The organism is Alkalispirillum mobile, from assembly GCF_003664325.1.
Taxonomy (GTDB): Bacteria; Pseudomonadota; Gammaproteobacteria; order Nitrococcales; family Halorhodospiraceae; genus Alkalilimnicola; species Alkalilimnicola mobilis.
The window spans coordinates 70639-95546 of sequence record NZ_RCDA01000004.1; the positions used below are offsets into that span (position 1 = coordinate 70639).

The window sequence follows — 24908 nt, forward strand, 5'->3', positions numbered from 1 at the left end:
TCATGGCACAGCGGCCACGCAAGAAGCCCAGTCGCGGCGCGACCCGCCAGGCCCCGCGCAGGAAGTCCGGCGGCTCCGCCGGGGGTGGCGGCGGGGCGCCGGGCTGGGCGCTGTTGTTGGTGGGTGTGGTGCTGGGGGCCGGCCTGGTGCTGGCCTGGGAGGCCCACCAGGATGGCCGCCTGAACATCACCTTCGGTGACGGCGAGCAGCCCGCCGTGGAGCAACCGGCACAGCAGCAGGTGGCCGAGCCCGAGTCCGAGCCCGAGCCGACCCAGCAACGGCCGCGCTTCGAGTTCTACACCCTGCTCCCGGAGGAGGAAGTGGCCGTGCCCGAGGCGGCCCGCGAGGACACCACGGACCAGGCGCCCTCGGACCGGGCCCGGGAGGTGCCGGGCGAGGCGCCGGAGGCCAGCCGGCAACCCACCGAGGTGGAGCCCGGCTACCAGTACCTGCTTCAGGCCGGCTCCTTTGGCCGGGAAGAGGACGCCGAGCGCATGCGCGCCAGTCTGGCCCTGCTGGGCGTGGAGGCGCGCATTCAGCGGGTGGAACTGGACAGCGGCCAGGTGCGTCACCGGGTTCAGGTGGGGCCCTTTGACGATGGCGAGCGGTTAGACCGCATCCGGGCGCGCCTGGAGGACAACGGTTACGAAACCCTGCGCATGCGCGCCAGCAGTTGACCGGCAGCGTCAGCCGTAGCGTGTGCCGCGCTCGCGCAGCGGGCTGGTTCGTGGGAAGTGGGCGCGCAGGAATTCCATCTGGTCGGCCAGGATGCGCCGGCCCTGAAGGTAGACGTATTCGGCATGGGTGGGGGTGAAGGGCACCGCCAGCAGCTCCATGCCAGCCTCCTCCGGCGTTCGGGCCCCCTTGTGGTTGTTGCACCGCTTACAGGCGGTGACCAAGTTGTTCCAGTGATCGGCGCCGCCCTGGGCAACGGGGGTGACGTGGTCGCGGGAGAGTAAACGGTCAGGGAAGCGGTCGCCGCAGTAGAGGCAGAAGTGGTCGTCGCGGCGGAAGAGGGTCTGATTGTTAAGCGGGGGAATGTAGCCGGGGCGTCCTTTGAAGCGAGCCTGCCTTGCGCCTTCCGTGGCCACTATGCTGTGCAAGTCCAGGTGACTCCTTAGCCCCGTTCGGGCATTGAAGCCGCCCCAGATCCGGTACAACCTGCGCCCTACCGAGTACACCACCTGTTCCAGGTAGTAGAGCCGTGCCGCTTCCTGGTAGTCGACCCACTCCAGCGGCATGCCGGATACATCGGTGCGCAGTATGCGGTGCGCCAGTAAGTTCACGCCAGCCCCTCCAGTTACAGGCTTGAGCGTCGTATCCTGGCCCCTTTATTGCAGAAATCGACACCGGGATCAAGATTTTTACGGCCTGCCACGACGCCTTTTGCATGCTGCCGGCCGGCTGTTTCAGCCTGATGAAGCCCTTCGGGCGTGCAATCGGTCACGCGTCTGCTAATATGGCTGACTCACGTAACTCATGTATAGGACCTGGCCTGTAACGAGGTCAGGGTGCGGCAATGTGTCGCGGTCCGCGGTGGCGGCCAAGGTTCACATGAAAAAGCCTTTCCGCTAGCATTCGTCGGTTCCGCATGCCACATTGCAGTGGCAGGCTTCGCTGGCAAGAGTTAAAACCATCGGTACGCCGACGATTAATTGTCGGCAAAACCAAACTCTTAGAACCAGAACCCCGCGCAGTGGCGCGGAACCAATGGGAGCAAAACCATGGCAGTAAAAGTAGCCGTGCCTAAGGAGACCCGTCCGGGTGAGCGGCGCGTGGCCCTCGCACCGGCGGCACTACGGCAGTTCGAGAAACTTGGGGTAGAGCTCCTCCTGCAGAAAGGAGCTGGTCTCGAGAGCGGCTTTGATGACGCGGACTACAAGAACGTCAAGATCGTGGACTCCGAAGAGGAGCTCCTGGGTCAGGCGGATGTGGTCATGAAGGTACAGCCGCCCACCGAGAAGGAGGTGGGCATGATGCGCGAGGGCGCCGTGCTGTTGGGCTACCTGGCTCCGCACGAGGGCGACAGCCGCATCAAAGCGCTGTGCAAACGCAATGTCACCAGCCTGTCCATGGAGCTGGTGCCCCGTATTTCCCGCGCCCAGGCCATTGACGCCCTCTCGTCCCAGGGCGCGATCTCGGGCTACAAGGCGGTACTGATCGCCGCCGAGCGCAGCCCGCGCTTCTTCCCCATGCTGACCACCGCGGCCGGCACTATCCGTCCGTCCAAGGTGCTGGTGATCGGTGCCGGTGTGGCTGGCCTGCAGGCCATCGCCACCGCCCGCCGTCTCGGCGCGCAGGTGGAGGCTTACGACGTGCGCTCTGCCACCGCCGAGCAGGTGGAGTCGCTGGGGGCGAAGTTCGTTGACACCGGGGTGAAGGCCGAGGGTGAAGGGGGCTACGCCCGCGAGCTCACGGCGGAAGAGAAGAAAAAGCAGGCCGAGGTGCTGAATGATCACATCGCGGCCTCCCACGTGGTGATCACCACGGCGGCGATTCCCGGACGCCCCGCGCCGAAGATCATCGACAAGGCAACCGTGGAGCGCATGGGTCGCGGTTCGGTGATCGTCGACCTGGCGGCGGAGACCGGCGGCAACTGCGAACTGACCGAGGCCGGCAAGGATGTGGACCACAACGGCGTCGTGGTGGTTGGGCCCACCAACGTGCCCGCCTCTGTGGCGGTCCACGCCAGTGAGATGTACTCGCGCAACCTCTACAACCTGCTGACCCTGCTGATTCAGGAGGGTGAGCTGCACCTCAACTGGGATGACGAGGTCATTGCCGACAGCTGCCTGACCCACGGTGGCGAGGTCAAGCATGATCCCACCCGGGCGCGTCTGGAAGGAGATAAGTCATGATCGAAGGTATGACGGGCGTTATCGCCATCTACGTCTTCATGCTCTCGGCGGTGGCCGGCTACGAGGTCATCGCACGGGTGCCGGTCATCCTGCACACCCCGCTCATGTCGGGTTCCAACTTCGTGCACGGCATCGTCGTCGTGGGCGCCATGGCGGCCCTGGGCATGGCCCAGACGCCGCTGGAGCAGGCGCTGGGCTTCCTGGCCGTGCTGCTGGGTGCCGGTAACGCCGTCGGCGGTTACGTGGTGACCGAACGCATGCTGGAAATGTTCAAGTCCAGCGACAAGGACAAGAAGCAGGGAGCCAAGTAAATGTCTCTCGTGATTCAGTTCAGTTATTTCGCAGCGGCGCTGCTCTTCATCCTCGGGCTGAAGGGCATGGCCTCCCCCCTGACGGCCCGCAAGGGTATCGTCTGGGCCGGGGTGGGCATGGTGATCGCCACCGTGGCCACCTTCTTCGAACCGGTCATCGTGGGCACCACCAACTACGTGCTCATCATTCTGGCCATCGCCATTGGTAGTGCCTTCGCCTACGTCACCGCCAAGAAGGTGGAGATGACCGAGATGCCGCAGATGGTGGCCATCTACAACGGCCTGGGTGGCGGTTCCGCCGGCCTCATCGCCGCGGTCTCCTTGGTCAAGGCGCAACGTGAGCTGCACACGGTGGCCGTCGACGAGGCCTCCACGGTGGCGGCCAGCCACAACCTGCCCCTGGACGCCGCGTTGCGGCTGATAGATGGCGGCAGCATCGGTGGCTGGTTGGGCGCCGATGTGGCCATCCTCGCCCTGCTGGGTGCGGTGATCGGTACCGTCGCCTTCTCCGGCTCGGTGATCGCCTGGGCCAAGCTGGACGGCCGCATGAAGCGGAACAAGCTGGTGGGTGGCCACCAGTACGTCAACATCCTGCTGGCCGCGGCCACTGTGCTGCTGGGCATCTGGGTGTTTTTCAGCGGTAGCGGCTTGCCGATCTTCCTGTTCTTCCTGGCTGCCTTCCTTTTGGGCATGTTCATCACCACCCCCATCGGCGGGGCGGACATGCCGGTGGTCATCTCCCTGCTCAACGCCCTGACCGGCTTGGCGGTCGGCTTCAAGGGTTACGTGCTGGGTAACCCGGCGCTGATCATCGCCGGTATCGTGGTGGGCGCCGCGGGTATGCTGCTGACCCACCTGATGGCCAAGGCGATGAACCGCCCGATCAGCAACGTGCTGTTCAGCGGCTTCGGCGCGGCCCCGGATGCCGGCGGCGACGGCCCCGAAGGCGAGATGAAGGAAGTGGGTCCGGACGATGCGGCCTACATGATGGGCTTTGCCGAGAAGGTCATCATCGTGCCGGGTTACGGCATGGCCGTGGCCCAGGCCCAGCACAAGGTCTGGGAGATGGTCGAGCTGCTCGAGGAGCAGGGTGTGGAGGTGAAGTTCGCCATCCACCCGGTGGCCGGCCGGATGCCGGGTCACATGAACGTGCTGCTGGCCGAGGCCGGGGTGCCCTACGACAAGATCTTCGACATGGAGGAGATCAACGCCGAGTTCGCCACCACCGACGTGGTCCTGGTCATCGGCGCCAACGACGTGGTCAACCCCGCTGCCAAGACCGACGAGAGCAGCCCGATCTACGGCATGCCGATCCTGGACGTGGACGAGGCCGACAACGTGCTGATCGTCAAGCGTGGCCGTGGCGCCGGCTTCTCCGGTGTCGAGAACCACCTGTTCTTCGACGAGAAGACCCGCATGGTCTTCGGCGACGCGCAGAAGGTGGTCAACGGCATGATCCAGACCGTCAAGACGCTGTAACTCGTCCCGCCCGTACCCGGGCCAAGGCAGGGGTCGTCTCCGCGAGGGGGCGGCCCCTTTTTCATGGGGGTGCCGGCGCCGCGGGTCGGCCCGACGCCCGTTACAATGGGGGCAATCGAGGGTGCCGCCTGATGGGCACGAACCGAGCTATCCGTCGCGAGCTATCCGTCGAAGGAGTCCCGGTCAACTACCCCGGCCTGAAGGCCGGAGCTTGTGAAGGCAAGCTCGGTTGACCAGGGAGAGCGGTAACCAATCCGCTACGTCAACAACAGGTCGTCAAGACCCACTCCGGGATGCTTCCTCAGTCCCGGACACTGGAAGGTCTGGATCATGTTGGCGAAAGGTAAAGCGCCGAAGGTCTGGATCGCCGCAGAGGCGGGAGCCGGTTCGTGACATTCCCGAGGGGAGACGGGGCGCAAGCCCCGCGTGACAAGGCCCGTAAGGGCAGCGAACAGGAGGTATGGCATGGCCGTACTGGTGCTGGACAAACGAAAGCGACCGCTGATGCCGTGTTCGGAAAAGCGGGCCAGGTTGTTGCTCGACCGTGGCCGGGCGGTGGTGGTGCGGGTTCACCCGTTCACAATCCGTCTCAAGGATCGGGTGGGCGGTGACACCCAGCCGACGCGCATCAAGATTGACCCCGGCAGCCGGATCACGGGCATGGCGCTGGTGCGGGAAGGGGCTGACGGTACCGAACACGTCCTCTGGCTGGGTGAGATTGCCCACCGGGGGCACGCCATTCGAGACCGGCTGGCGCAGCGTCGGGCGTTTCGTCGGCGGCGTCGAAGCCAGTTGCGTCACCGCGCCCCCCGCTTCGACAACCGGACCCGGCCAGCCGGGTGGCTGGCGCCGAGCCTGCAACATCGCCTTGGTACCACCATAGCGTGGGTGAAACGGCTGCGGCGCTGGGCGCCGGTCACGGCGGTCAGCCAGGAATTAGTGCGTTTTGATACGCAGAAGATGGAAAACCCAGGGGTCAGCGGCGTGGAGTACCAACAGGGCACCCTTCAGGGTTTTGAGGTCAGGGAATATCTGCTGCACCGCCACCAGCACCAATGCGCCTACTGCGCCGGGCGATCGGGGGACCCGGTGCTGGAAGTCGAGCATGTACATCCTCGCCGCCGTGGCGGAAGTGATCGGGTGGGCAACCTCGTGATCGCCTGTCGCTGCTGCAACCAGGCCAAAGGCAACCGCACGGCCGGCGAATGGGCCGAGGCGCTGGGTCAGCGCTCAATGCTGGATCGAACCCGTAAGGCGAACGCCGAGCGGATCGAAGCTGGCAAGCGCCCGAGCCTTCGGGATGCCTCGGCAGTGAACAGCACCCGATGGGCGCTGTTCCATGCCCTCAAGGCCACGGGCCTGCCGGTGGCGGCTGGAACCGGCGGGCGGACCAAGTGGAACCGCCAGCGTCTGGGTATCCCGAAGGGCCATGCACTCGATGCCGCCTGCGTCGGCACAGTGGAATCTGTCGTGGGATGGAATTGCCCCGTACTGGCGATCAAGGCATCGGGGCGCGGCAGTTACCAGCGCACTCGCCTCGACCGGTACGGGTTCCCCCGTGGGCACCTGATGCGAGCCAAGCAGGTCCGTGGTTTCCAGACCGGCGATCATGTCCGGGCGGTGGTGCCGACCGGGCGGAAGGTCGGCACGCACACGGGACGCTTGGCCGTCCGGGTCAGCGGCAGCTTCAACATCCAGACGCCAAAAGGCGTCGTGCAAGGCATCAGCCACCGCCATTGCGTGCTCACGCAGCGGGCCGATGGCTATGGCTACACCGCAAAACCCAAACCAATGGAGGAACGGGAACGGGCGGCGTGATCGTGCTCCGCACGATGCGCTATCCCTCCCCGCCCTGAACGGCGGGGTCTCCCGCGCAAACTGATGAGCCAAGCTGACGATCTATGGGAATTCTCCATTCGCTTCTACCGCCAACCCGGGGTGGAGCCCGCCTGCCTGCGCCTGCAGGCCCGCTACGGCCTGTCGGTGAGCCTGCTGCTGGCGGCTATGTGGTTCGGTCGCGAGGGCTGGGGCCGGCTGGGAGCCACCGAGATGGAGGCCGCCATTCGCCGGGCCCAGGAGTGGGACCGGGAGGTCATCGAGCCGCTGCGCGCCCTGCGTCGGCATCTGAAGAAGCACCCGCCCCGGGGGCTGGAAGAGTCCACGGAGGCGCTGCGTCGGGACCTGCTGGGACGGGAGCTAGAGGCGGAGCGGATCGAACAGCGGCTGTTCCTGGCCGACTACCCGCAGGGCATGCCGGTGGACGCGGTGCGCTGGCAGGATGCGGTGGTGAACGCCGCGCTGGTGGTCCGTCGCAAGTGCCCGCGGCTGGACGAGCACGCCCGTGAGACCCTATGTGAGATCTTTGCGGAGGCCTTTCCGGAGGTGTCGCGGGACGAGTTCGTGGCGCCGATGCGCCTGGTCTGGCCGGACAACGGTGCGCTGGCCGGCTGACGGGTCAGTCGGGCCGCGGTTGTTGCTCTGCGCGCAGCCGGGCGTTGATGAAGTCGGCGTGCCGGACGTAGATCAGTTCGGCGACCCGGCGGACCAGGTGCTCCTCGTCGTGGTGCAGGCGGGCGTCGGCCAGCGCCACCTGCCACAGGTATTCGATCAGCCGTACCCGCTGGCCGTAGTCGAAGTGGTCCTTGATCAGCGACGTGAACTGGAAGTAGTCCATGGCCTCGGCCAGCTCGGCGTCGGCCAGCGCGATCAGGTCGCGGCTTTCCTCTGCAGTCAGGTCCAGCTTATCGCGCACTGCCCGCTCGGCCGCCTCGCGCTGTACCGGCTGCAGCCCCCCATCCATCCGGGCCATTTCCAGTAGCAGGGCGGCGGCGGCCAGGTGTACGGCGTGCTCATCCGGGTTCTCCGGCGCGGCGGCCGGCGCGATGTGACCATTGAAGTAGCGCTTGATCGCCTCGAGCATGGCGCCTCCGGACGGGTGGATCTATCAGTGAGACCGGGAATCAGCGGCGGCGTTCAGCGTCCGCGTCCTCCACCGGCGGCGTCTGGCCGTGGGCCAGGACCTTCTCCGCCCAGTCGATGACCCGGCAGACGCGGGGGGCGGCCAGTGCCCGCGCTTTCTCCAGCGGTAGCCAGCGGTACTCGTGGTGTTCCGGGCGACCCAGTTCCGGGTTGATGCCCAGGACCACCCGCTTGGTTTCGGTGACGGCGATGTAGTAGCGCGCCACCTTGCCTCGGGCGTAGGGGCCGGTCTCGGTGAAGCCCAGGCCCCAGGCGAAGTCCAGGGTGGTGATGCCGGTCTCCTCCTCCACCTCGCGCAGGGCGCCCTCGAAGGGGGTCTCTCCCGACTCCACCTTGCCCTTCGGGAAGTCCCAGTACTGCCAGGCGCGCAGCATGAGCGCCCGCCAGGCACCGTGCTCCCGGCGGAGCACGATGACGCCGGCGGAGAGGGTGCGGACCCGGGGCTTCCTAGCCCTGGGTGAGGCTGGACGCCTCCGCCTGCTGCTCATGGTATTGCGGGCTGAATTGGTGGACGGCCTCGATCATGGCGCCGGCATGCTCCGGCGGGATCGCCGGGTGGATGCCGTGACCGAGGTTGAAGACGTGGCCGGGGCCGCTGCCGTAGCTCGCCAGCACCCGGGCCACCTCGCTGCGGATGGTATCCGGCGAGGCGTAGAGTACGCAGGGATCCAGGTTGCCCTGCAGCGCCACGCGGTCGCCCACCCGCGCCCGGGCCTGGCCAAGGTCGGTGGTCCAGTCCAGCCCGAGGCCGTCGCAGCCGGTGGCGGCCATGGCCTCCAGCCATTGCCCGCCGCCCTTGGTGAACAGCACCACGGGGACATGCCGGCCGTCTGCTTCGCGGGTGAGGTCGCGGACAATCCGCTCCATGTAGGCCAGGGAGAACAGCCGGTAGGCGTCGTGGGCCAGGGCGCCACCCCAGGAGTCGAATACCATGACGGCCTGCGCCCCGGCGGCGATCTGGGCGTTCAGGTAGGCGGTGGTGGCCTGGGTGACCTTGTCCAGTAGCCGGTGCAGCAGCTCGGGCTCGTCGTAGAGCATGGCCTTGCAGCGGCGGTAATCCTTGGAGCTACCGCCCTCGATCATGTAGGTCGCCACGGTCCAGGGGCTGCCGGCGAAGCCGATCAGCGGGACGTCGCCGTTCAGTTCGCGGCGGATCAGGCTGACCGCGTCGGTGACGTAGCGCAATTCATCGCACGGGTCCGGCACCGGGAGGTGGTCGATGTCGGCCGCGCTGCGCACCGGGTGATCGAACACCGGCCCCTCGCCGGGGAGGAAGCGAAGCCCCAGCCCCATGGCGTCGGGGATGGTCAGGATGTCCGAGAACAGAATGGCCGCATCCAGCGGAAAGCGGCGCAGCGGCTGGAGGGTCACCTCGCAGGCCAGGTCCGGCGTGCCGGCCAGTTTCATGAAGCTGCCTGCCTGGGCGCGCAACTCCCGGTACTCCGGCAAGTAGCGGCCGGCCTGACGCATCATCCAGACCGGGGTGCGATCCACCGGCTGGCGCTGCAGCGCTCGGAGCAGTCTGTCGTTTTTGAGTTCGGACACCTGGGAACTCCCATTGGGGGATGTGGCGCAAGGATACCATCTCGAGCCCGGGTGTGTGGACGCGCGCCCTCCCCGTCATCGCGAGGGCCGAAGGCCCGCGGCGATCCACACGCCGGCATGGACTGCCACGCCCCTACGGGGCTCGCAGCGACGGGGGCAACTGCCACGCGGGCTTCGCCGCCTCGCAGTGATGGCGGAGTAACCCCGTACCCCGCAGTGGCGGTGGGGACAGCCCCGCGCGCGCAGTGCCGGGAACGCGGGTCCGAACCGCGGTGTCGGGCGGTCAGACCTCCAGGTAGTCGAGGATTCCCTCGGCGGCCTGGCGGCCCTCGAAGACGGCGGTGACCACCAGGTCGGAGCCGCGCACCATGTCACCGCCGGAGAAGACCTTCTCGTTGCTGGTCTGGCCCCACGGCCTGCGCCCGCCCTTGGCGATGGTCACCCGGTCCCGTTCATCGGTGCTGATGCCGAATTGCTCGAACCAGGGTGCCGGGCTGGGCCGGAAGCCGAAGGCGATGAGCACGCGGTCGGCGGGAATGACCTCTTCGGAGCCGGGCACCGGCTCCGGGCGCCGCCGGCCGCGCTCGTCCGGGGCGCCCAGCTGGGTGCGGACCACCTTGACGCCTTCCACCCGGTCGTCGCCCACGATCTCCACCGGCTGGCGGTTCCAGAGGAACTCCACGCCCTCCTCCTTGGCGTTGGCCACCTCCCGCCGGGAGCCGGGCATGTTGGCCTCGTCACGGCGATAGGCGCAGGTGACAGAGGTGGCGCCCTGTCGGATCGAGGTGCGGTTGCAGTCCATGGCGGTGTCCCCACCACCCAGCACCACCACGCGCTTGCCCTTCATGTCGATGTAGTCGCCGGCTTGCTGCTGGAAGCCCATCAGGCGGTTGATGTTGGAGACCAGGAAGGGCAGGGCCTCGTAGACGCCGGGCAGGTCCTCGCCGGGGAAGCCGCCGCGCATGTAGGTGTAGGTACCCATGCCGAGGAAGACCGCGTCGTAGTCGTCCACCAGCTGCTGGAACTCGATGTCCTTGCCGATCTCGGTGTTCAGCCGGAATTCCACCCCCATGCCCTCCATGATCTCGCGGCGGGTGCGGATGACCTCCTTCTCCAGCTTGAAGGGGGGGATGCCGAAGGTGAGCAGGCCGCCGATCTCCGGGTACTTGTCGAAGACCACCGGCTGCACGCCGTTGCGCGCCAGGATGTCGGCGCAGCCCAGCCCGGCCGGCCCGGCGCCGACGATGGCCACCTTCTTCCCGGTGGGCTCCACGCCCGACATGTCCGGGCGCCAGCCCTGCTTGACGGCCTCGTCGGTGATGTACTTCTCCACCGAGCCGATGGTTACCGCCCCGAAGCCGTCGTTGAGGGTGCAGGCCCCCTCGCACAGCCGGTCCTGGGGGCAGACCCGCCCGCAGACCTCGGGCAGCGAGTTGGTCTTGTGCGAGAGCTCCGCCGCCTCGAACAGGTTGCCCTCGGAGACCAGGCGCAGCCAGTGCGGGATGTAGTTGTGCACCGGGCACTTCCACTCACACCAGGGGTTGCCGCAGTCCAGGCAGCGCGCGGACTGGGCGGCAGCGACCTCCGGGTCGAACTGGCGGTAGATCTCCTTGAACTGGCGGGATCGGACTTCAGGGCGCTCCTTGTCCGGGTCCTGCCGCGGGACGTCGAGAAACTGAAAGACGTTGGACATAGCTCGTGATCCGTTTTCGCGGCCCCCGGGCGGCGAATGCCCGGGGGCGTGGGCGCAATCAGGCTGCCTGGCGCAGGGTGTCCAGGACAGTGTTGATGTCGGCGGCCTTGGGTTTCACCAGCCAGAACCGATTCACGTAGTCGCGGAAGTTCTCCAGCACCTCGGTGCCCCAGGCGCTGTTGGTGGCTTCCACGTACTCGCTGAGCAGCCGGCGCAGGTACTCGCGATGGGCCTGCCGGTTCTCGGCGACCAGCCGGTTGATGTCGATCAGCTCGTGGTTGTAGCGGTCGACAAACCGGTTGTCGTGGTCCAGCACGAAGGCGATGCCGCCGGTCATGCCGGCGCCGAAGTTGAGCCCGGTCTCACCCAGCACGCAGACCACGCCGCCGGTCATGTACTCGCAGCCGTGGTCGCCGATGCCCTCCACCACCGCGGTGGCGCCGGAGTTGCGCACCGCGAAACGCTCGCCGGCCAGGCCGGCGGCGAACAGCTTGCCGCCGGTGGCACCGTACAGGCAGGTGTTGCCCATGATCGGCGTATCGCGGGTGTCGAAGCGACTGCCGGCGGGGGGGCGGATGCTCAGCTGGCCGCCGGCCATGCCCTTGCCCACGTAGTCGTTCGCATCACCCTCCAGGTCCAGGTGCAGACCGCCGGCGTTCCAGACACCGAAGCTCTGCCCCACCGACCCGTTCAGCTTCACGGTGATGGGCCGGTCCGCCATGCCCTGGTTGCCATGGCGGCGGGCGATCTCGCCGGAGAGCCGTGCGCCGATGGACCGGTTGTTGTTCTTGACCGCGTATTCGAAGGTGCCACCCGATTTCGACTCGATGGCCGGCAGGGCGTCCTGCACCATCTGCTCGGCCAGCTCGCCCTTGTCGTAGGGCACATTGCGCTCGCTCATGCAGAACTGGGGCTTGTCCTTGGCCAGGCCCCAGTCGGAGAGGATCGGGCGCAGGTCCAGGCGCTGCTGGCGCGGGGTCTCGCCGGGCAGGATCTCCAGCAGGTCGGTCCGGCCGATGAGGTCCTCCAGCCGGCGGACGCCCAGACGGGCCATCCACTCCCGGGTTTCGCGGGCGACGAACTTGAAGAAGTTCATCACCTTCTCGGGAGTGCCGACGAAGTGTTTCAGGCGCAGCACCTTCTCCTGGGTGGCCACGCCAGTGGCGCAGTTGTTCAGGTGGCAGATGCGCAGGTACTTGCAGCCCATGGCGACCATCGGCGCGGTGCCGAAGCCGAAGCTCTCGGCCCCGAGGATGGCGCCCTTGATGACGTCCAGCCCGCTCTTCAGGCCGCCGTCGGTCTGCAGCCGCACCTTGTCGCGCAGGTTGTTCTGGCGGAGGGTCTGGTGCGTCTCGCTCAGGCCCAGCTCCCACGGACCGCCGGCGTACTTCACCGAGGTGACGGGGCTGGCGCCGGTGCCACCGTCGTAGCCGGCGATGGTGATGAGGTCGGCGTACGCCTTCGCCACCCCCGCGGCCACGGTGCCCACCCCGGCCTCGGCGACCAGCTTCACCGAGACCAGCGCCTCGGGGTTGACCTGCTTGAGATCGAAGATCAGCTGCGCCAGGTCCTCGATGGAGTAGATATCGTGGTGTGGCGGCGGCGAGATCAGCGCCACGCCCGGCTTGGAGTAGCGCAGGCGGGCGATCATCTCGTTGACCTTGTGGCCGGGCAACTGGCCGCCCTCGCCGGGCTTGGCGCCCTGGGCCACCTTGATCTGCAGCACCTCGGCGTTCACCAGGTAGTGCGGGGTGACGCCGAAGCGGCCGGAGGCGATCTGCTTGATCTTGGACACCCGGTCGGTGCCGTAACGTTCTTCGTCCTCGCCCCCCTCGCCCGAGTTGGAGCGCCCGCCCAGCCGGTTCATGGCCATGGCCAGCGACTCGTGGGCCTCCGGTGACAGCGCGCCCAGGGACATGCCGGCGGAGTCGAAGCGCGGCAGGATGGCCTCTTCGGGCTCCACGGCGTCCAGCGGCAGCGGCTTGGCAGCCTCCTTGACCTTGAACAGGTCGCGCAGCACGGCGGCCGGTCGGTCGTTTACCAGCTGGGCGTAGTGCTGGTAATCCTCGTAACGGCCCGACTCCACCGCGCGCTGCAGCCAGGCGACGATGTCCGGGTTGTAGGCGTGGTACTCCCCGCCATGGATGTACTTGAGCAGCCCGCCCTGGTCGATGGGCTGCGAGGGGCGCCAGGCCTTGGCGGCCAGTGCCTGTTGGTCCGCCTCCAGGTCCTCGAAGTGGGTGCCCTGGATGCGGCAGGTGGTGCCGGTGAAGCACAGGTCCACCACGTCCTGGTGCAGGCCCACCGCCTCGAACAGCTGCGCACCGCGATAGGAGGCGATGGTGGATATGCCCATCTTCGAGCAGATCTTGTACAGGCCCTTGTTGATGCCCTTGCGGAAGTTGCGCAGCAGCTCGGCCAGGTTCTGGTTGTTGATCCGGCGGCTGCGCGCCATCTGGGCCACGCAGTCATAGGCCAGGTAGGGGTACACCACGGTCGCGCCGTAGCCGATCAGCACGGCGAAATGGTGCGGGTCGCGGGCGGTACCCGTCTCCACCACGATGTTGGCGTCGCAGCGCAGCCCCTGGCTGACCAGCCGGTGGTGGACAGCGCCGGTGGCCAGTGCCGCGTGGATGGGCAAGCGCCCCTTCGCCACCTGGCGGTCGGAGAGCACGACCAGCACCGTGCCGTCGCGTACCGCCTGCTCGGCCTGGTCACACACCGCCCGGATCGCTGCCTCCAGGCCCTGCTCCGCGTCGTAGTTGAGGTCGATCCGCACGTGGCGGTAGTCGGGGTCTGTGTCCCCCTCGGCCAGCAGCGCGCTGAACTTTTCGTCGGAGAGCACCGGCGAGTCCATGGTCAGTCGCTTGGCGTAGTCCTCTTGCTCGTGGAAGAGGTTGCACTCCCGCCCGATGCAGGTCTCCAGCGACATGACAATGCGCTCGCGCAGCGGGTCGATGGCCGGGTTGGTGACCTGCGCGAATTGCTGGCGGAAATAGTCGTAGGGCGAGCGGACCTTGCGCGAGAGCACCGGAAGCGGCGTGTCATCGCCCATGGAGCCCACGGCCTCCTGGCCGTTCTCCGCCAGCGCCTTGAGGATGTGGTCGCGCTCCTCGAAGTTGACGTTGAACAGCTTCTGGTAAATACCCAGCTCGCGGTCATCGAGGGACGGGCGCCGGGGTGCGGTGCCATTGGGCAGGTTGGAGCCCAGCTCCCGCATGTGCTTTTTCAGCCACTGCTTGTAAGGCTGGCTGCTCTTTACCCGCTGGTCGATGTCAGCCGGCTCCAGCAGGTCCCCGGTCTCGGTGTCGGCGGCCAGCATTTCGCCGGGCTTCAGTCGGCCCTTGGCCACGACCTGCTCGGGGGCGTAATCCCACACGCCCACCTCGGAGGCCAGGGTGATATGGCGGTCGTCGGTGATCACCCAGCGGGCCGGGCGCAGGCCGTTGCGGTCCAGCACGCAGGCCGCGTGGCGGCCGTCGGTGAGCACAATGCCGGCGGGCCCGTCCCAGGGCTCGAAGTGCATGGAGTTGTACTCGTAGAAGGCGCGCAGGTCCGGGTCCATGCTGTCCACGTTCTGCCAGGCCGGCGGCACCAGCAGGCGCATGGCGCGGAAGATGTCCATGCCGCCGTTGAGCATCACGTCCAGCATGTTGTCCAGGCTGGAGGAGTCGGAGCCGTCGGTATTGACCAGCGGGCGTACCGTGGCCATGTCCAGCAGGTCCGTCTCGAAGACGTGGGAGCGGGCGTTGGCCCAGTTGCGGTTGCCCTGGATGGTGTTGATCTCGCCGTTGTGGGCCAGGTAGCGGAAGGGCTGGGCCAGGCGCCACTGGGGCAGAGTATTGGTCGAGAAGCGCTGGTGGAACACGGCCATGGAGCTGGCCAGGCGCTCGTCCTGCAGGTCGCGGTAGAAGGCCGGGAGGTTCTCCGGGAGCACCAGCCCCTTGTAGGAGAGCACCCGGGCCGAGAGGCTGGGGACGTAGAAGTCCGGTTCGTCGGCCAGGGCTTTCTCGGCCTGGCGGCGAGCAATGAACAGTTGCCGCTCCAGCGCCTGTTCGTCCATCTCAGTGCGGGCGTTGACGAACACCTGCTCAATACGCGGCAGGGAGGCCAGTGCCTCTTCGCCGCAGGCCTCGGTGTCCACCGGGACCTCGCGCCAGCCCGCCGGCGCCAAGCCCTGCGCCTGCAGGGCGGCTTCCATCGCCTCGCGGGCGCGCTTGGCGGCGTCGTCGTCGCGGCTGAGGAATACGCAGCCCACGGCGTACTGCTCGTTCAACCGGATGCCTGCCTCCTGGGCGACGGCGCGCAGGAAGCTGTCCGGTTTGGTGATGAGCAGGCCGCAGCCATCACCGCTCTTGCCGTCGGCGGCGATGGCGCCCCGGTGGGTCAGGCGGGCCAGTGCCTTGATGGCGGTGTCCACCAGCCAGTGGCTGGGTTTGCCGTCCATGTGCGCGATCAGGCCGAAGCCGCAGTTGTCTTTCTCGAATTCCGGACGGTAGAGGGTCGTCGGTGCGCTCAGGTTCTCGTCTTTCACGGGAGACCTCTGGTGCGGTGTATGGGCTAGGGATGCCGTGAGTACTGCCGTGTCTGCAGTATAGGCGGCGGCTGCGCCGGTATTCCGGCCGCGCCTTGAGGGGGTGTTTTTAGAAGTAGGGCTCGTTGTTGCAGCGCATCATCGAGTGCCTTTCAAAAAACGGTCGGCCAATATATCGCGATGCAATGGATTTGCCAAGCAGTTCAAACCGGGGTTCGGCGAATTTTTACGGGGCAGGGAGGGGGCGCGGGTGCCAGGGAGGTCGGCACCCGCGAAAGGCCGGATTCAGTCTGCGTGGGCGCAGTAGTGGGCGAGGGTGGCCTGGAGTGCGGCCGGATCAAAGGCGTCGGTGACCACGGCGTCGCCCAGGGCGCGCAGCAGCACCAGGCGCAGGCGACCGTCCTGCACCTTTTTATCCACCGCCATCAGCTCGCGGAAGCGTTGCCCGGTCATCTCCGGTGGTGCTACCGGGAGCCCGGCGGCGGAAAGCAGCCGCTCCAGGCGTTGGAAATCGGCCTCGCTGAGCCAGCCCTGGTGCATGGACATCCAGCCGGCCATGACCATGCCCGCGGCCACCGCCTCGCCGTGCAGCCACGCCCCATAGCCGGTGTGGGTCTCGATGGCGTGGCCGAAGGTGTGGCCCAGGTTAAGCAGGGCGCGTTGGCCGGCCTCCAGTTCATCCTCGGCCACCACGGCGGCCTTGTGCCGGCAGGAGCGTTGCACGGCCTCGGCCAGGGCGGGTTTGTCCCGGGCCAGCAGGGCCGCCATATTTGCCTCCAGCCAGTCGAGGAAGCCGGCATCGCGGATCAGCCCGTACTTGATGACCTCGGCCAGGCCGGCCCGCAGCTCCCGGTCGGGGAGGGTGTCCAGGGTGTCCATGTCGGCGACCACGCAGCGGGGCTGATGGAAGGCCCCGATCATGTTCTTGCCGCCGGGGTGGTTCACCGCGGTCTTGCCGCCCACCGAGGAGTCCACCTGCGCCAGCAGGGTGGTGGGCACCTGCAGGTAGCGAACGCCGCGCTGCCAGGTGGCCGCCACGAACCCGGCCAGGTCGCCGATCACGCCGCCGCCCAGTGCCACGATGGCGGAGCCGCGGTCGAAGCGGTGCTCGATGAGGCTGTCATAGACCCGCATGGCCGTCTCCAGGCTCTTGAAGCGCTCGCCATCCGGCAGCACGACGCTGTGGGCCTCGCGGTCGCCCAGACTGTCCAGGACGCGGTCCAGGTAGTGGGGGGCCACGGTCTCGTTGGTGACCACCAGCACCCGCCGCGCGGGCAGGTGGTCGGTGAAAAGCGGGGACTTGTCCAGCAGCCCGGTGCCGATATGAATGGGGTAGCTGCGACTGCCCAGGTCTACGTGCAGGGTAGTGGTATCGCTCATGGTTGTAGCTCCTGGCCCGCGGGCGTCTCCAGCGCCTTGAGGATCTGGCGGGCTACCGACCTGACGGTGCCGCCTCGGGTGTCCACGACGATGTCGGCGATCTGGCGGTAGAGGGGGTCGCGCTCGCCCATCAAGGCTTCCAGCCGGGCGCGCGGGTCGTCTGTCTGCAGCAGCGGGCGGTTGCGGTCCTTGCCGGTGCGGGCGAGTTGGGTCTCTACGGGGGTGTAAAGGTAAACGACGATGCCGCGGGCACCGAGCAGGTCGCGGTTGGCGGGGGTGGTCACCGCGCCGCCCCCGGTGGCCAGCACCAACTCCTCTCGCCCGGTGAGGGCGCGGATGGCGTCATGCTCTCGCTTGCGGAAGCCCGCTTCGCCCTCGATCTCGAAGATAGTGGGAATGTCCACGCCGGTGCGAGCGACGATGTAGCTGTCGCTGTCCTCAAAGGGCAGGCCGAGCGCGTCCGCCAGCCGGCGTCCGACCGTGCTCTTGCCGGCTCCCATGGGACCAATGAGGTAGATGCGGGGCGGATGGTTCATGGTACTCGCGAGCTCCCTGTTTCAGGGGGACACGATACCAGAAAAGCCAGGGGCCGGCGGTGCCGGCCCCTGGCTGAATAACGGGTCCGAGCGGGTCGGCCTATTGCCCGGCGTTCCGGGCGTTCAGCGACTCGTCCAGGATCCGCGGGGTGACGAAGATCAGCAGCTCCGAGTGTTCGTCCTGGGTTTCTCGGTTCCGGAACATCCAGCCGACACCGGGCAGGTTGCCGAAAAAGGGAACCCGGCGGACCTGGTCCCGGGAAAAGCGCTCATAGACGCCCCCCAGCACGACGGTTTCCCCGTTGTCCACGAGTACCTGCGTTGTGACGGATTGGGTGTTGATCGCAGGGCCATCCGGGGTGTTCTCGCCTCGGGAGTCCTGGCTGACGTCGAGGTCGAGTACGACCCGCTCGTCAGGGGTGATCTGAGGGGTCACCGTCAAGCCCAGTACTGCCTCCTTGAACTCGGTCTCGGTGCCGGCATCGGAAACGGTCTGGTAGGGGATCTCCTCACCCGTGCGAATGTTGGCCTCACGCTGATTCGCGGTGATGACCCGCGGGCTGGAGATGATCTCACCCCGACCTTCGGATTCCATCGCGGAGAGTTCCAGTTGCAGCAGACGGCTCCCTACGCGGCCGATAGCCAGGCCTACGGAGCCGGTCGCTCCGGTGGCGGGCATATCCACCATGAAGTCATCGAGCCCTGCATCCGTGTCGGCGCTTCCTCCAGCCTGAATGCCGGTGCCGCTGTCCCGATCGACGCCATCGCTACCCGATCGGGCGCTGGCTCCGAAGCGCACGCCCAAGTCCTTTGCGAAGTCATCGTCGGCGATCACGATTCGCGATTCGATGAGCACCTGCTGCACCGGGATATCCAGCCGCTCAACCAATCGACGGATATCATCGATATTGCGCTCCATGTCCTGCACGATCAGCAGGTTGGTTCGCTCATCCACGCTGACCTGGCCGCGCTCGGACAGTAGGCTGGTGGCATCGCTGCGAAGCATGGCGGCGATGTCCGATGCCTTCGCGTAATTGACCTGAATGAACTCGGAGGTGAGCGGCGTGACCTCCTCGACCGACCTCTGGGCCTCCGCACGCGCCCGGTCTCGGGAGGCAAGTTCCTCTGTGGGGGCGAAAGTGAGCACATTGCCTCTTTCGCGCACATCGAGCCCTCGGGATTCCAGGATGATCTCCATGGCCTGATCCCACGGGACTTCGACCAGCCGCAGGGTGATGCGGCCGTCCACGCTGTCGCTGATGACCGCGTTCTTGTCGTCAAAGTCCGCCAGAATCTGCAGGACTCGCCGTACCTCCACGTCCTGAAAGTCCAGGTTGATCGGATCCCCCGTGTACGTGGGTTCGTCCTCCAGTTCGTCCTCTTCCACGCGCGGGTCAATGTCCAGGGTGAAGCTGTTGCCGGTCTGGAAGCCGGCAGTGCGGAATGGCCCGGTGGCGGTGATCGTCATGCGCACCCGGTCCTCGCGCTGCCGCGTCTCGATCTGGTTTACGGGGGTGGCGAAGTCGGTCACGTCCAGGCGGCGGAGCAACTCTTCCGGTACCTCGGTGCCCGGGAACTCCAGCACTACCCGGTCAGAGCGCTCGTCCATGTTAACGGGCACGCGGCCGTCACTCAGGGACACGACGATGCGCCCGCCCTCATCCTCGGTGCGCCGGAAATCGATGTCATCTATCCGGCTGGTCGCGGTGCGTTCGCGGGGATCTTGATCGCGACCAATCCGGGCCGCGTCGCTTACGCCGCCCTCCAGGGCGATGAAGATCTGGTTACCCTCCACGCGGACGTCGTGATCTACCTGGCGGCTCAGTTGTACCGCCACGCGGGTGCGGTCACCCGACTCGGTGGTGGTCACCCGGCGCACGTTGCCGGTGTCCACCTCCATCCGGCGATCCGAGAGGCGGTTCCGGGTGTCGCGCAGGTCCACGACCAGGCGGGCGGGGTCGCTGATGGTAAAGCTGCCCGGCTCGGCGGGTTCGCCGTCCAGGGTAAGAATCAGCTTGACCCGGTTACCCGGCGCAGTGGTGTATTCCATGTCTGTCAAACTGAGCGTATCGGCCCAGCCGGTGGTTGGCAGGAACGCCCACGCCAGCAATGCAGCCGCCAATGCCTTGACGGCCAGGCCGCGGGATCGGGCCACCGCGGTGCCGCTTCGTCCTGAAATGGCTTTGCCAAACATCTTCTTTTCTCCCTCTGAAATCCCGGGCTGCTGCGTCAGTCGGCGGACTGCAGGTTGATCTCGGCCGGACGTTCAACGATGTCCCCGTGGCGATCTCTGACCTTCTCTGCGAGCACGATGCGTTCGGGCGAAATCTCGACGATACGCCCCGATGCGCGCCCCAGATAGTTGCCGGTCGTTACCAGATGAACCTGCTGTTCCGGGTCCTGGATCATGGCGTGGCGCTTATCGCCCCGACCGAGCGTCCCGACGAAGCGGAGGCTGTCCCGCTGGAACTGTTCCAGCGGCTCTCGCGGTCGGTCCGGGTCGATCTTGGCCGGTTCCATTTCCTGTTCCTCGTCACGCTCGGGGCCGAAGCCCAGCGGACGGAATGGATCGCGGGGCAGAACCTGGGGGAAGCGCACGGTATCCGGCTCGTCGAATGTCGGGATCGGATCGATCTCCTGCTCTTCAACAGGCTCGGCGATCTTGCGCTCCAGGTCGGTCATGTCCTGGCTGCAGCCGGCGACAAAAAACGCGGTGAGTGCCAGGGTGGGCCAGCTCAGTCGTAGCGTGGGGCTCTGATGCCAGTTCCTTCTCTGCATGCCTAGTCCTCCGGCTCCAGGTACCAGTAGGTCCTGGCGGTCATGTTCATGGCCAGCTGGCTGCCCCCGTCCCGCGGTTCGATGGTCAGGTTGTGCAGGGTGACAATCCGGTCCATGTTGGCCACGCCGCTGACGAACTCGCCGATCTGCTGGTAGGTGCCGATCACCCGCATGTCGACGGGCAGTTCCGCGTAGAATTCTCGCTCGCTGGGGCTGCGGGTGTTGTACGAGGAGATCTCGAGCCCCGCCTCCGACGCCTGCAGTGAGATGTCCTCAACGAGGCTCGGTTGCGCCACGTCACTGGGCAGGCGGCCCAGCATCTCCACCAGCTCGGTTTCGATCTGCTCTTTCTGCTGCCGATACGCGTCCAGGTTGGCGGCGCGGTGTTTCTTGAGCTCCAACTGGCTGAGCAGTTCCGGTTCGCGTGCCTCGGCCCGCTCCAGCTCAGCCATTTTTCCGGACCAGCCAAAGTGCCAGCCCCCGGCCACTGCCAGTACGAAGACCAGGGCAATGGCCGCTGCCCGTACCCCGCCCGGCCAGGCGCCGGGGTTATTCGGGTCCAGGTCACGGAGTTCGTCAAGCTTCATTGGGCGTCCTCCCTGAGCGCTCAGCGATTAGCCTGCTGGGACGTGCGAGCCGCGAAGTTGTAGTAACGCGGCTGGCCGTCTCCATCCGGGCCGCCGGCCTCGAAGGAGTCGAGATCCGGGTCGCCCAGCAGGCTGGAGTTGTCGATATTCTGCAGGAAGACGGAGACCTCCTGCGGCGAGCGGGAGCGCCCCTGGATGGAGACTCGTCCATTCTGCTCCTGTATCCGGGTGAGGTAGATGCCATCGTGGAGGATGGAGACCATCTCCTCCATCAGCTGTACCACGGAGGTCCGGCCATCCTGGAGGTCCTGGATGACCTCGGCGCGGCTGAGCAACCGCTCCAGCTCCTGTTCCAGGTCCTCGATCTCGGCGATCTTGCTGTCGAGTTCTCGGGAGGCCTGCTGTATTCGGTCGTTGCGGGCCTCCTGGTGGGAGATCAGCCCGTCCATGTACCAGGATGCCCCGTACCAGACCAGCGCGGCGGCCAGAACGGCCGCGCCGAGTTGGATGAAAAAGCTCTTCTTGCGCTGTTCGCGCTCGGCTTCCCGCCAGGGGAGGAGGTTGATTCGGGTCATCAGTCAAAGCTCCTCATGGCCAGTCCGCTGGCAATCATCATGGCCGGGGCGTCGGCGGCCAGGACCTTCGGGTTAATGCGCCGGTTCACGGTCATGCCCGTGAAGGGGTTGGCGACCACCGTGGGCGTACCGGTGTGTTCCGCCACCACCTGCGCGGCGCCGGGGATGGTGGCACAACCGCCGGCGAAGAGCACGTAATCGACAGTGCTCGTCTGGCCGGAACCGAAGAAGAACTGCAGCGCCCGCGAGACCTGCTGGGCCATGGCCTCCTTGAACGGCTCCAGCACCTCCTGCTCGTAGGTGTCGGGAAGCCCGCCCAGGCGCTTGGCCTTGCCCGCCTGCTCGAAGGTCATGTCGTAGCGGCGCATGATCTCCTCGGTGAGTTGCCGGCCGCCGAAGAGCTGTTCGCGGGTGTAGACAATACGGTCGTCGGCCATGACGGTCAGCGCGGTCATGGTGGCCCCGATATCCACCACGGCGACCGTTTTGCCATCGCCATTGTCCGGTAGCGCCCGGGACATCAGGTGGAAAGCGTTCTCCACCGCGTAACTCTCCACGTCCATCACCTCGGCGGTGAGGCCCGCGGCGTCGAGGGCGTCCACCCGGGATTCGATGTTGTCACTGCGGCAGGCAACCAGCAGCACCTGGACTTCGTCGGACCGGCCGGGTGCCGGGCCCAAGCGCTGGAAGTCGAGATTGACCTCATCGAGGGGGTAGGGCACGTACTGATCAGCCTGGGCGCGGATCTGCGCCTCCATTTCCTCGTCGTTCAGATCGGCCGCCAGGTTGATCACCTTGCTGATCGCCGCCGAGGAGGGCACCGCCAGGGCAACGCCCTTGGTGCGACTGCCGGACTTCTGGTAGGCCGCGTTGATGCTGTCGGAGACGGCGTCCACCTCGACGACGTTCTTCTCCACCACGGCGTTGGCGGGCAGCGGTTCGACGGCGTAACTCTCTACCTGAAGCCCCCCGCCCCGCTGCTCGCTGAATTCGAGCAGTTTTACGGCCGTGGTGCTGATGTCGATGCCCAGCAACGACGGCCGCTTCTTCCTGAAAATCTGCACAGCAAAGTCCCTATTATTGCCCCAAGTATTTCACTCTCTCGAGTCTTTGTATCAATACTCGCCGCAACTATAGAGCAATGCAAGGAATTCTTTCACGTAGCGGAACCGAAGGTTTATGGCGGTTGTCCTGATATACTCTATCCTCCGGCTCTACTCCAAGCGCGCCTTACGATCCTATGCGGCTACTCTCTCGTCTCTCTCTCTGGGTGCTCGCCAGCGTGGTCTCCCTCGGCCTGGTCGGGCTGATCGCCGCTGCGGTGGCTTACGCAATGCTTGCACCGGGATTGCCATCGGTGGAGACCTTGCGCGATGTCCGTCTCCAGGTTCCGCTGCGCGTGGTCAGCCGGGAGGGTGGCCTGATAGCGGAGTACGGTGAGCAGCGGCGGATCCCGCTGCAGTCCGAGGACCTGCCGCCGCAGTTGGTGCAGGCCTTTCTCGCTGCAGAGGATGACCGCTTTTTCGACCACCCGGGTGTCGACTATCAAGGCATCGCCCGGGCCGTGCGCCACCTGCTGCTTACCGGTGAGAAGGGGCCCGGGGGCAGCACCATTACCATGCAGTTGGCGCGGAACTTCTTCCTGACCCGGGACCAGACTTTCCAGCGCAAGGCACAGGAGATCCTGCTCGCACTCAAGATAGAGCGCACCCTTTCCAAAGAGGAGATCCTTGAGCTTTACCTGAACAAGATTTACCTGGGCCAACGGTCGTACGGCGTGGGGGCGGCCGCGCGCATCTACTACGGCAAGTCGGTGGATGAGCTGGACCTCGCGCAGACTGCCATGATTGCCGGTCTGCCGAAGGCCCCGTCGGCCTACAACCCCATTGCGAACCCCCCGCGGGCAAAGATCCGCCGCGCCTACGTGCTGGGTCGGATGCTGGCCGAGGGCTATATCACCCCGGAGGAGCACGCCGAGGCCGTGGATGCGCCGATCACCGCCGAGGTCCACGCCGCGCCCGTGGAGGTGTCTGCCCCCTACGTGGCCGAGATGGTGCGTCAGACCATGGTGGCCCAGTACGGGGAGGAGGAGGCCTACACCGGCGGTTACGTGGTGCGTACCACCGTGGATGGGCGGATGCAGGCTGCCGCCGACCGGGCGTTGCGGGACGGGCTGCGCGCCTACGACCATCGCCGAGGGTATCGCGGTCCCGAGCGGCAAGTGGAGCTGACCGGTGACGAGGACGAGAGTGAGCGTGAAGCCCTGCTGGCGGACCATCCGCGGTACGGGGGGCTCGAGGCCGCGCTGGTGCTCTCAGTGGATGACGAGGCGGAGTTGGCCCGGGTCTGGGTGCGTCGCCACGGTGAGCTGGAGCTCCCCTTCGAGGGCATGGCCTGGGCGCGCCCCTACCTCAGCCGTACCACGCGGGGGCCAGCGCCCGAAAACGTTTCCGATGTCGTCTCGGTCGGTGACATTATCCGGGTGGACCGCGCGCCGGATGTTCCGAGGCTGGCTGCCATCCCGGCGGTGGAGGGCTCAGTGGTGGCGCTGGACCCGGAGAATGGTGCGGTACTGGCGTTGGCGGGTGGTTTCGACTTCTTCCGCAGTTCTTTCAACCGCGCGGTGCAATCGCGCCGTCAGCCCGGCTCGGCGTTCAAGCCCTTCATTTACGCCGCTGCACTGGAGCAGGGCTACACGCCGGCGAGCATGCTCAGTGACACGCCGATCGTCATGCATGACGAATCCCTGGAGACGAGTTGGCGGCCGACCAACTACAGCGGGCGGGTCTACGGACCCACCCGCTTCCGCGAGGCCCTGGTGCACTCGCGTAACCTGGCCTCGATCCGCCTGCTCCGCAACGTGGGCATCGATGAAACGCTGGATTACCTGGCCCGGATCGGGCTCGACACCAGTGTCATGCCCAACGGCCTCTCGCTGGCCCTCGGCAGCGGGGAGATGACGCCGTTGGCCATGACCCAGGGATACGCCCTGTTTGCCAACGGAGGCTTCCGGGTGATGCCCCACTTCATCGATCGGATCGAGAGCGCTCAGGGCGAGGTCCACTTCCAGGCTCGGCCGCCCGTTGCCTGCGTCGACTGCAGCCGGATGCAGGTGCAGGCCGACCTGCAGGAGGAGGCTGGTAGCGTGGCGCTGCAACCGGTGGCGGACTCGGTCCTGCCGGCCACCGATGCCTACCTGATGACCAGCATCATGCAGGACGTGATTCAGCGGGGCACAGGTCGGGCCGCGCAGCGTCTGGGGCGGAACGACCTGGCGGGCAAGACGGGCACCACGAACGACGGCCGGGATGCCTGGTTTGTCGGCTATAACAACCGGGTAGTGGCGAGTGCCTGGGTGGGCTTTGACAACAATGACCAGTTGGGCCCCCGGGAGACCGGCGCATCCACGGCGCTGCCCATCTGGACCGACTTCATGGAGCAGGCCCTCAACGGGGTGCCCGATGCGCCACTGCGGCAGCCCGATGGGCTGGTAACCGTGCGGATCGACCCGGAGGACGGGCGCCGTGTACGGGCCGGTGAGGGTGGCATGTTCGAGATCTTCCGCGAGGACAATCTGCCCGATGTGGCGCCGCGGGGCTCTGGCGGCAGTGGCTCGGGCAGCCGGGAGCAGGATATCTTCTAGCCAGGGCGTC

The 24908-nt window shown here is 66.6% G+C and carries 20 protein-coding genes; 7 read left to right on the plus strand and 13 right to left on the minus strand.

Annotation, left to right across the window (positions count from 1 at the left end; all coding sequences use genetic code 11):
• Positions 1 to 2 precede the first annotated feature (2 nt).
• The gene (locus DFR31_RS11580; protein ID WP_211328299.1) at positions 3 to 677 is read left to right on the plus strand and encodes an SPOR domain-containing protein; all 675 of its coding nucleotides are present in this window, start codon (positions 3 to 5) and stop codon (positions 675 to 677) included.
• Positions 678 to 686: 9 nt separating this feature from the next.
• Here DFR31_RS11580 and DFR31_RS11585 read toward each other — a convergent pair whose 3' ends face one another.
• On the minus strand, positions 687 to 1241 hold the full coding sequence (locus tag DFR31_RS11585) for an HNH endonuclease (protein WP_121442986.1): 555 nt from the start codon (positions 1239 to 1241) through the stop codon (positions 687 to 689).
• A gap of 483 nt (positions 1242 to 1724) precedes the next feature.
• Here DFR31_RS11585 and DFR31_RS11590 point away from each other — a divergent pair, with 483 nt between their 5' ends.
• The 5 genes from DFR31_RS11590 to DFR31_RS11615 all read left to right on the plus strand — a co-directional run bounded on the left by DFR31_RS11590 (position 1725) and on the right by DFR31_RS11615 (position 7099).
• A complete protein-coding gene (locus DFR31_RS11590) occupies positions 1725 to 2858 on the plus strand; it encodes a Re/Si-specific NAD(P)(+) transhydrogenase subunit alpha (protein ID WP_121442854.1) in 1134 nt (377 codons plus the stop codon).
• Positions 2855 to 3169 (plus strand): NAD(P) transhydrogenase subunit alpha part 2, encoded by a 315-nt coding sequence (locus DFR31_RS11595; protein ID WP_121442855.1) that lies wholly within the window; start codon positions 2855 to 2857, stop codon positions 3167 to 3169. The genes DFR31_RS11590 and DFR31_RS11595 overlap by 4 nt, the downstream gene beginning before the upstream one ends.
• Positions 3170 to 4648 (plus strand): NAD(P)(+) transhydrogenase (Re/Si-specific) subunit beta, encoded by a 1479-nt coding sequence (locus DFR31_RS11600; RefSeq protein ID WP_121442856.1) that lies wholly within the window; start codon positions 3170 to 3172, stop codon positions 4646 to 4648.
• A 465-nt stretch (positions 4649 to 5113) separates the two neighbouring features.
• Positions 5114 to 6466: an RNA-guided endonuclease IscB gene (iscB, locus tag DFR31_RS11610; protein ID WP_121442858.1), complete on the plus strand. Its 1353-nt coding sequence runs from the start codon at positions 5114 to 5116 to the stop codon at positions 6464 to 6466.
• Between the two features lie 63 nt (positions 6467 to 6529).
• On the plus strand, positions 6530 to 7099 hold the full coding sequence (locus DFR31_RS11615; RefSeq protein ID WP_121442859.1) for a TIGR02444 family protein: 570 nt from the start codon (positions 6530 to 6532) through the stop codon (positions 7097 to 7099).
• Positions 7100 to 7103: 4 nt separating this feature from the next.
• On the opposite strand, the gene DFR31_RS11620 is transcribed toward DFR31_RS11615, so the two are convergent.
• From DFR31_RS11620 to DFR31_RS11675, 12 genes are all read right to left on the minus strand, one after another.
• A complete protein-coding gene (locus tag DFR31_RS11620; RefSeq protein ID WP_121442860.1) occupies positions 7104 to 7568 on the minus strand; it encodes a tellurite resistance TerB family protein in 465 nt (154 codons plus the stop codon).
• A gap of 40 nt (positions 7569 to 7608) precedes the next feature.
• Positions 7609 to 8115, minus strand: a complete 507-nt coding sequence (locus tag DFR31_RS11625; RefSeq protein ID WP_121442861.1) for an NUDIX domain-containing protein — start codon at positions 8113 to 8115, stop codon at positions 7609 to 7611.
• Positions 8075 to 9172: a uroporphyrinogen decarboxylase gene (hemE, locus tag DFR31_RS11630; RefSeq protein WP_121442862.1), complete on the minus strand. Its 1098-nt coding sequence runs from the start codon at positions 9170 to 9172 to the stop codon at positions 8075 to 8077. Before hemE ends, DFR31_RS11625 begins: the two co-directional genes overlap by 41 nt.
• A gap of 283 nt (positions 9173 to 9455) precedes the next feature.
• Positions 9456 to 10865, minus strand: coding sequence for a glutamate synthase subunit beta (locus DFR31_RS11635; protein WP_121442863.1), 1410 nt, complete (start codon positions 10863 to 10865; stop codon positions 9456 to 9458).
• Positions 10866 to 10923: 58 nt separating this feature from the next.
• Positions 10924 to 15399: a glutamate synthase large subunit gene (gene gltB / locus DFR31_RS11640; protein WP_245971180.1), complete on the minus strand. Its 4476-nt coding sequence runs from the start codon at positions 15397 to 15399 to the stop codon at positions 10924 to 10926.
• A gap of 285 nt (positions 15400 to 15684) precedes the next feature.
• Entirely contained in the window at positions 15685 to 16779 is a 1095-nt protein-coding gene (gene aroB / locus DFR31_RS11645) for a 3-dehydroquinate synthase (RefSeq protein WP_121442864.1), read from the minus strand.
• Positions 16776 to 17315: a shikimate kinase AroK gene (aroK, locus tag DFR31_RS11650; RefSeq protein ID WP_121442865.1), complete on the minus strand. Its 540-nt coding sequence runs from the start codon at positions 17313 to 17315 to the stop codon at positions 16776 to 16778. Before aroK ends, aroB begins: the two co-directional genes overlap by 4 nt.
• Before the next feature lie 100 nt (positions 17316 to 17415).
• Positions 17416 to 19509 carry a type IV pilus secretin PilQ gene (locus tag DFR31_RS11655; protein WP_121442866.1) on the minus strand — a complete coding sequence of 698 codons (2094 nt, stop codon included), beginning with the start codon at positions 19507 to 19509 and terminating at the stop codon, positions 17416 to 17418.
• 35 nt (positions 19510 to 19544) lie between these two features.
• Positions 19545 to 20093, minus strand: a complete 549-nt coding sequence (locus DFR31_RS11660; protein ID WP_121442867.1) for a pilus assembly protein PilP — start codon at positions 20091 to 20093, stop codon at positions 19545 to 19547.
• A 2-nt stretch (positions 20094 to 20095) separates the two neighbouring features.
• Positions 20096 to 20680: a type IV pilus inner membrane component PilO gene (locus DFR31_RS11665; protein WP_121442868.1), complete on the minus strand. Its 585-nt coding sequence runs from the start codon at positions 20678 to 20680 to the stop codon at positions 20096 to 20098.
• Positions 20681 to 20700: 20 nt separating this feature from the next.
• Positions 20701 to 21255, minus strand: coding sequence for a PilN domain-containing protein (locus DFR31_RS11670; protein ID WP_121442869.1), 555 nt, complete (start codon positions 21253 to 21255; stop codon positions 20701 to 20703).
• On the minus strand, positions 21255 to 22319 hold the full coding sequence (locus DFR31_RS11675; protein ID WP_121442870.1) for a pilus assembly protein PilM: 1065 nt from the start codon (positions 22317 to 22319) through the stop codon (positions 21255 to 21257). The genes DFR31_RS11670 and DFR31_RS11675 overlap by 1 nt, the downstream gene beginning before the upstream one ends.
• A 176-nt stretch (positions 22320 to 22495) precedes the next feature.
• On the opposite strand from DFR31_RS11675, the gene DFR31_RS11680 reads away from it, so the two are divergent.
• Positions 22496 to 24898, plus strand: a complete 2403-nt coding sequence (locus tag DFR31_RS11680; RefSeq protein ID WP_121442871.1) for a penicillin-binding protein 1A — start codon at positions 22496 to 22498, stop codon at positions 24896 to 24898.
• The last annotated feature ends 10 nt before the right edge of the window (positions 24899 to 24908 follow it).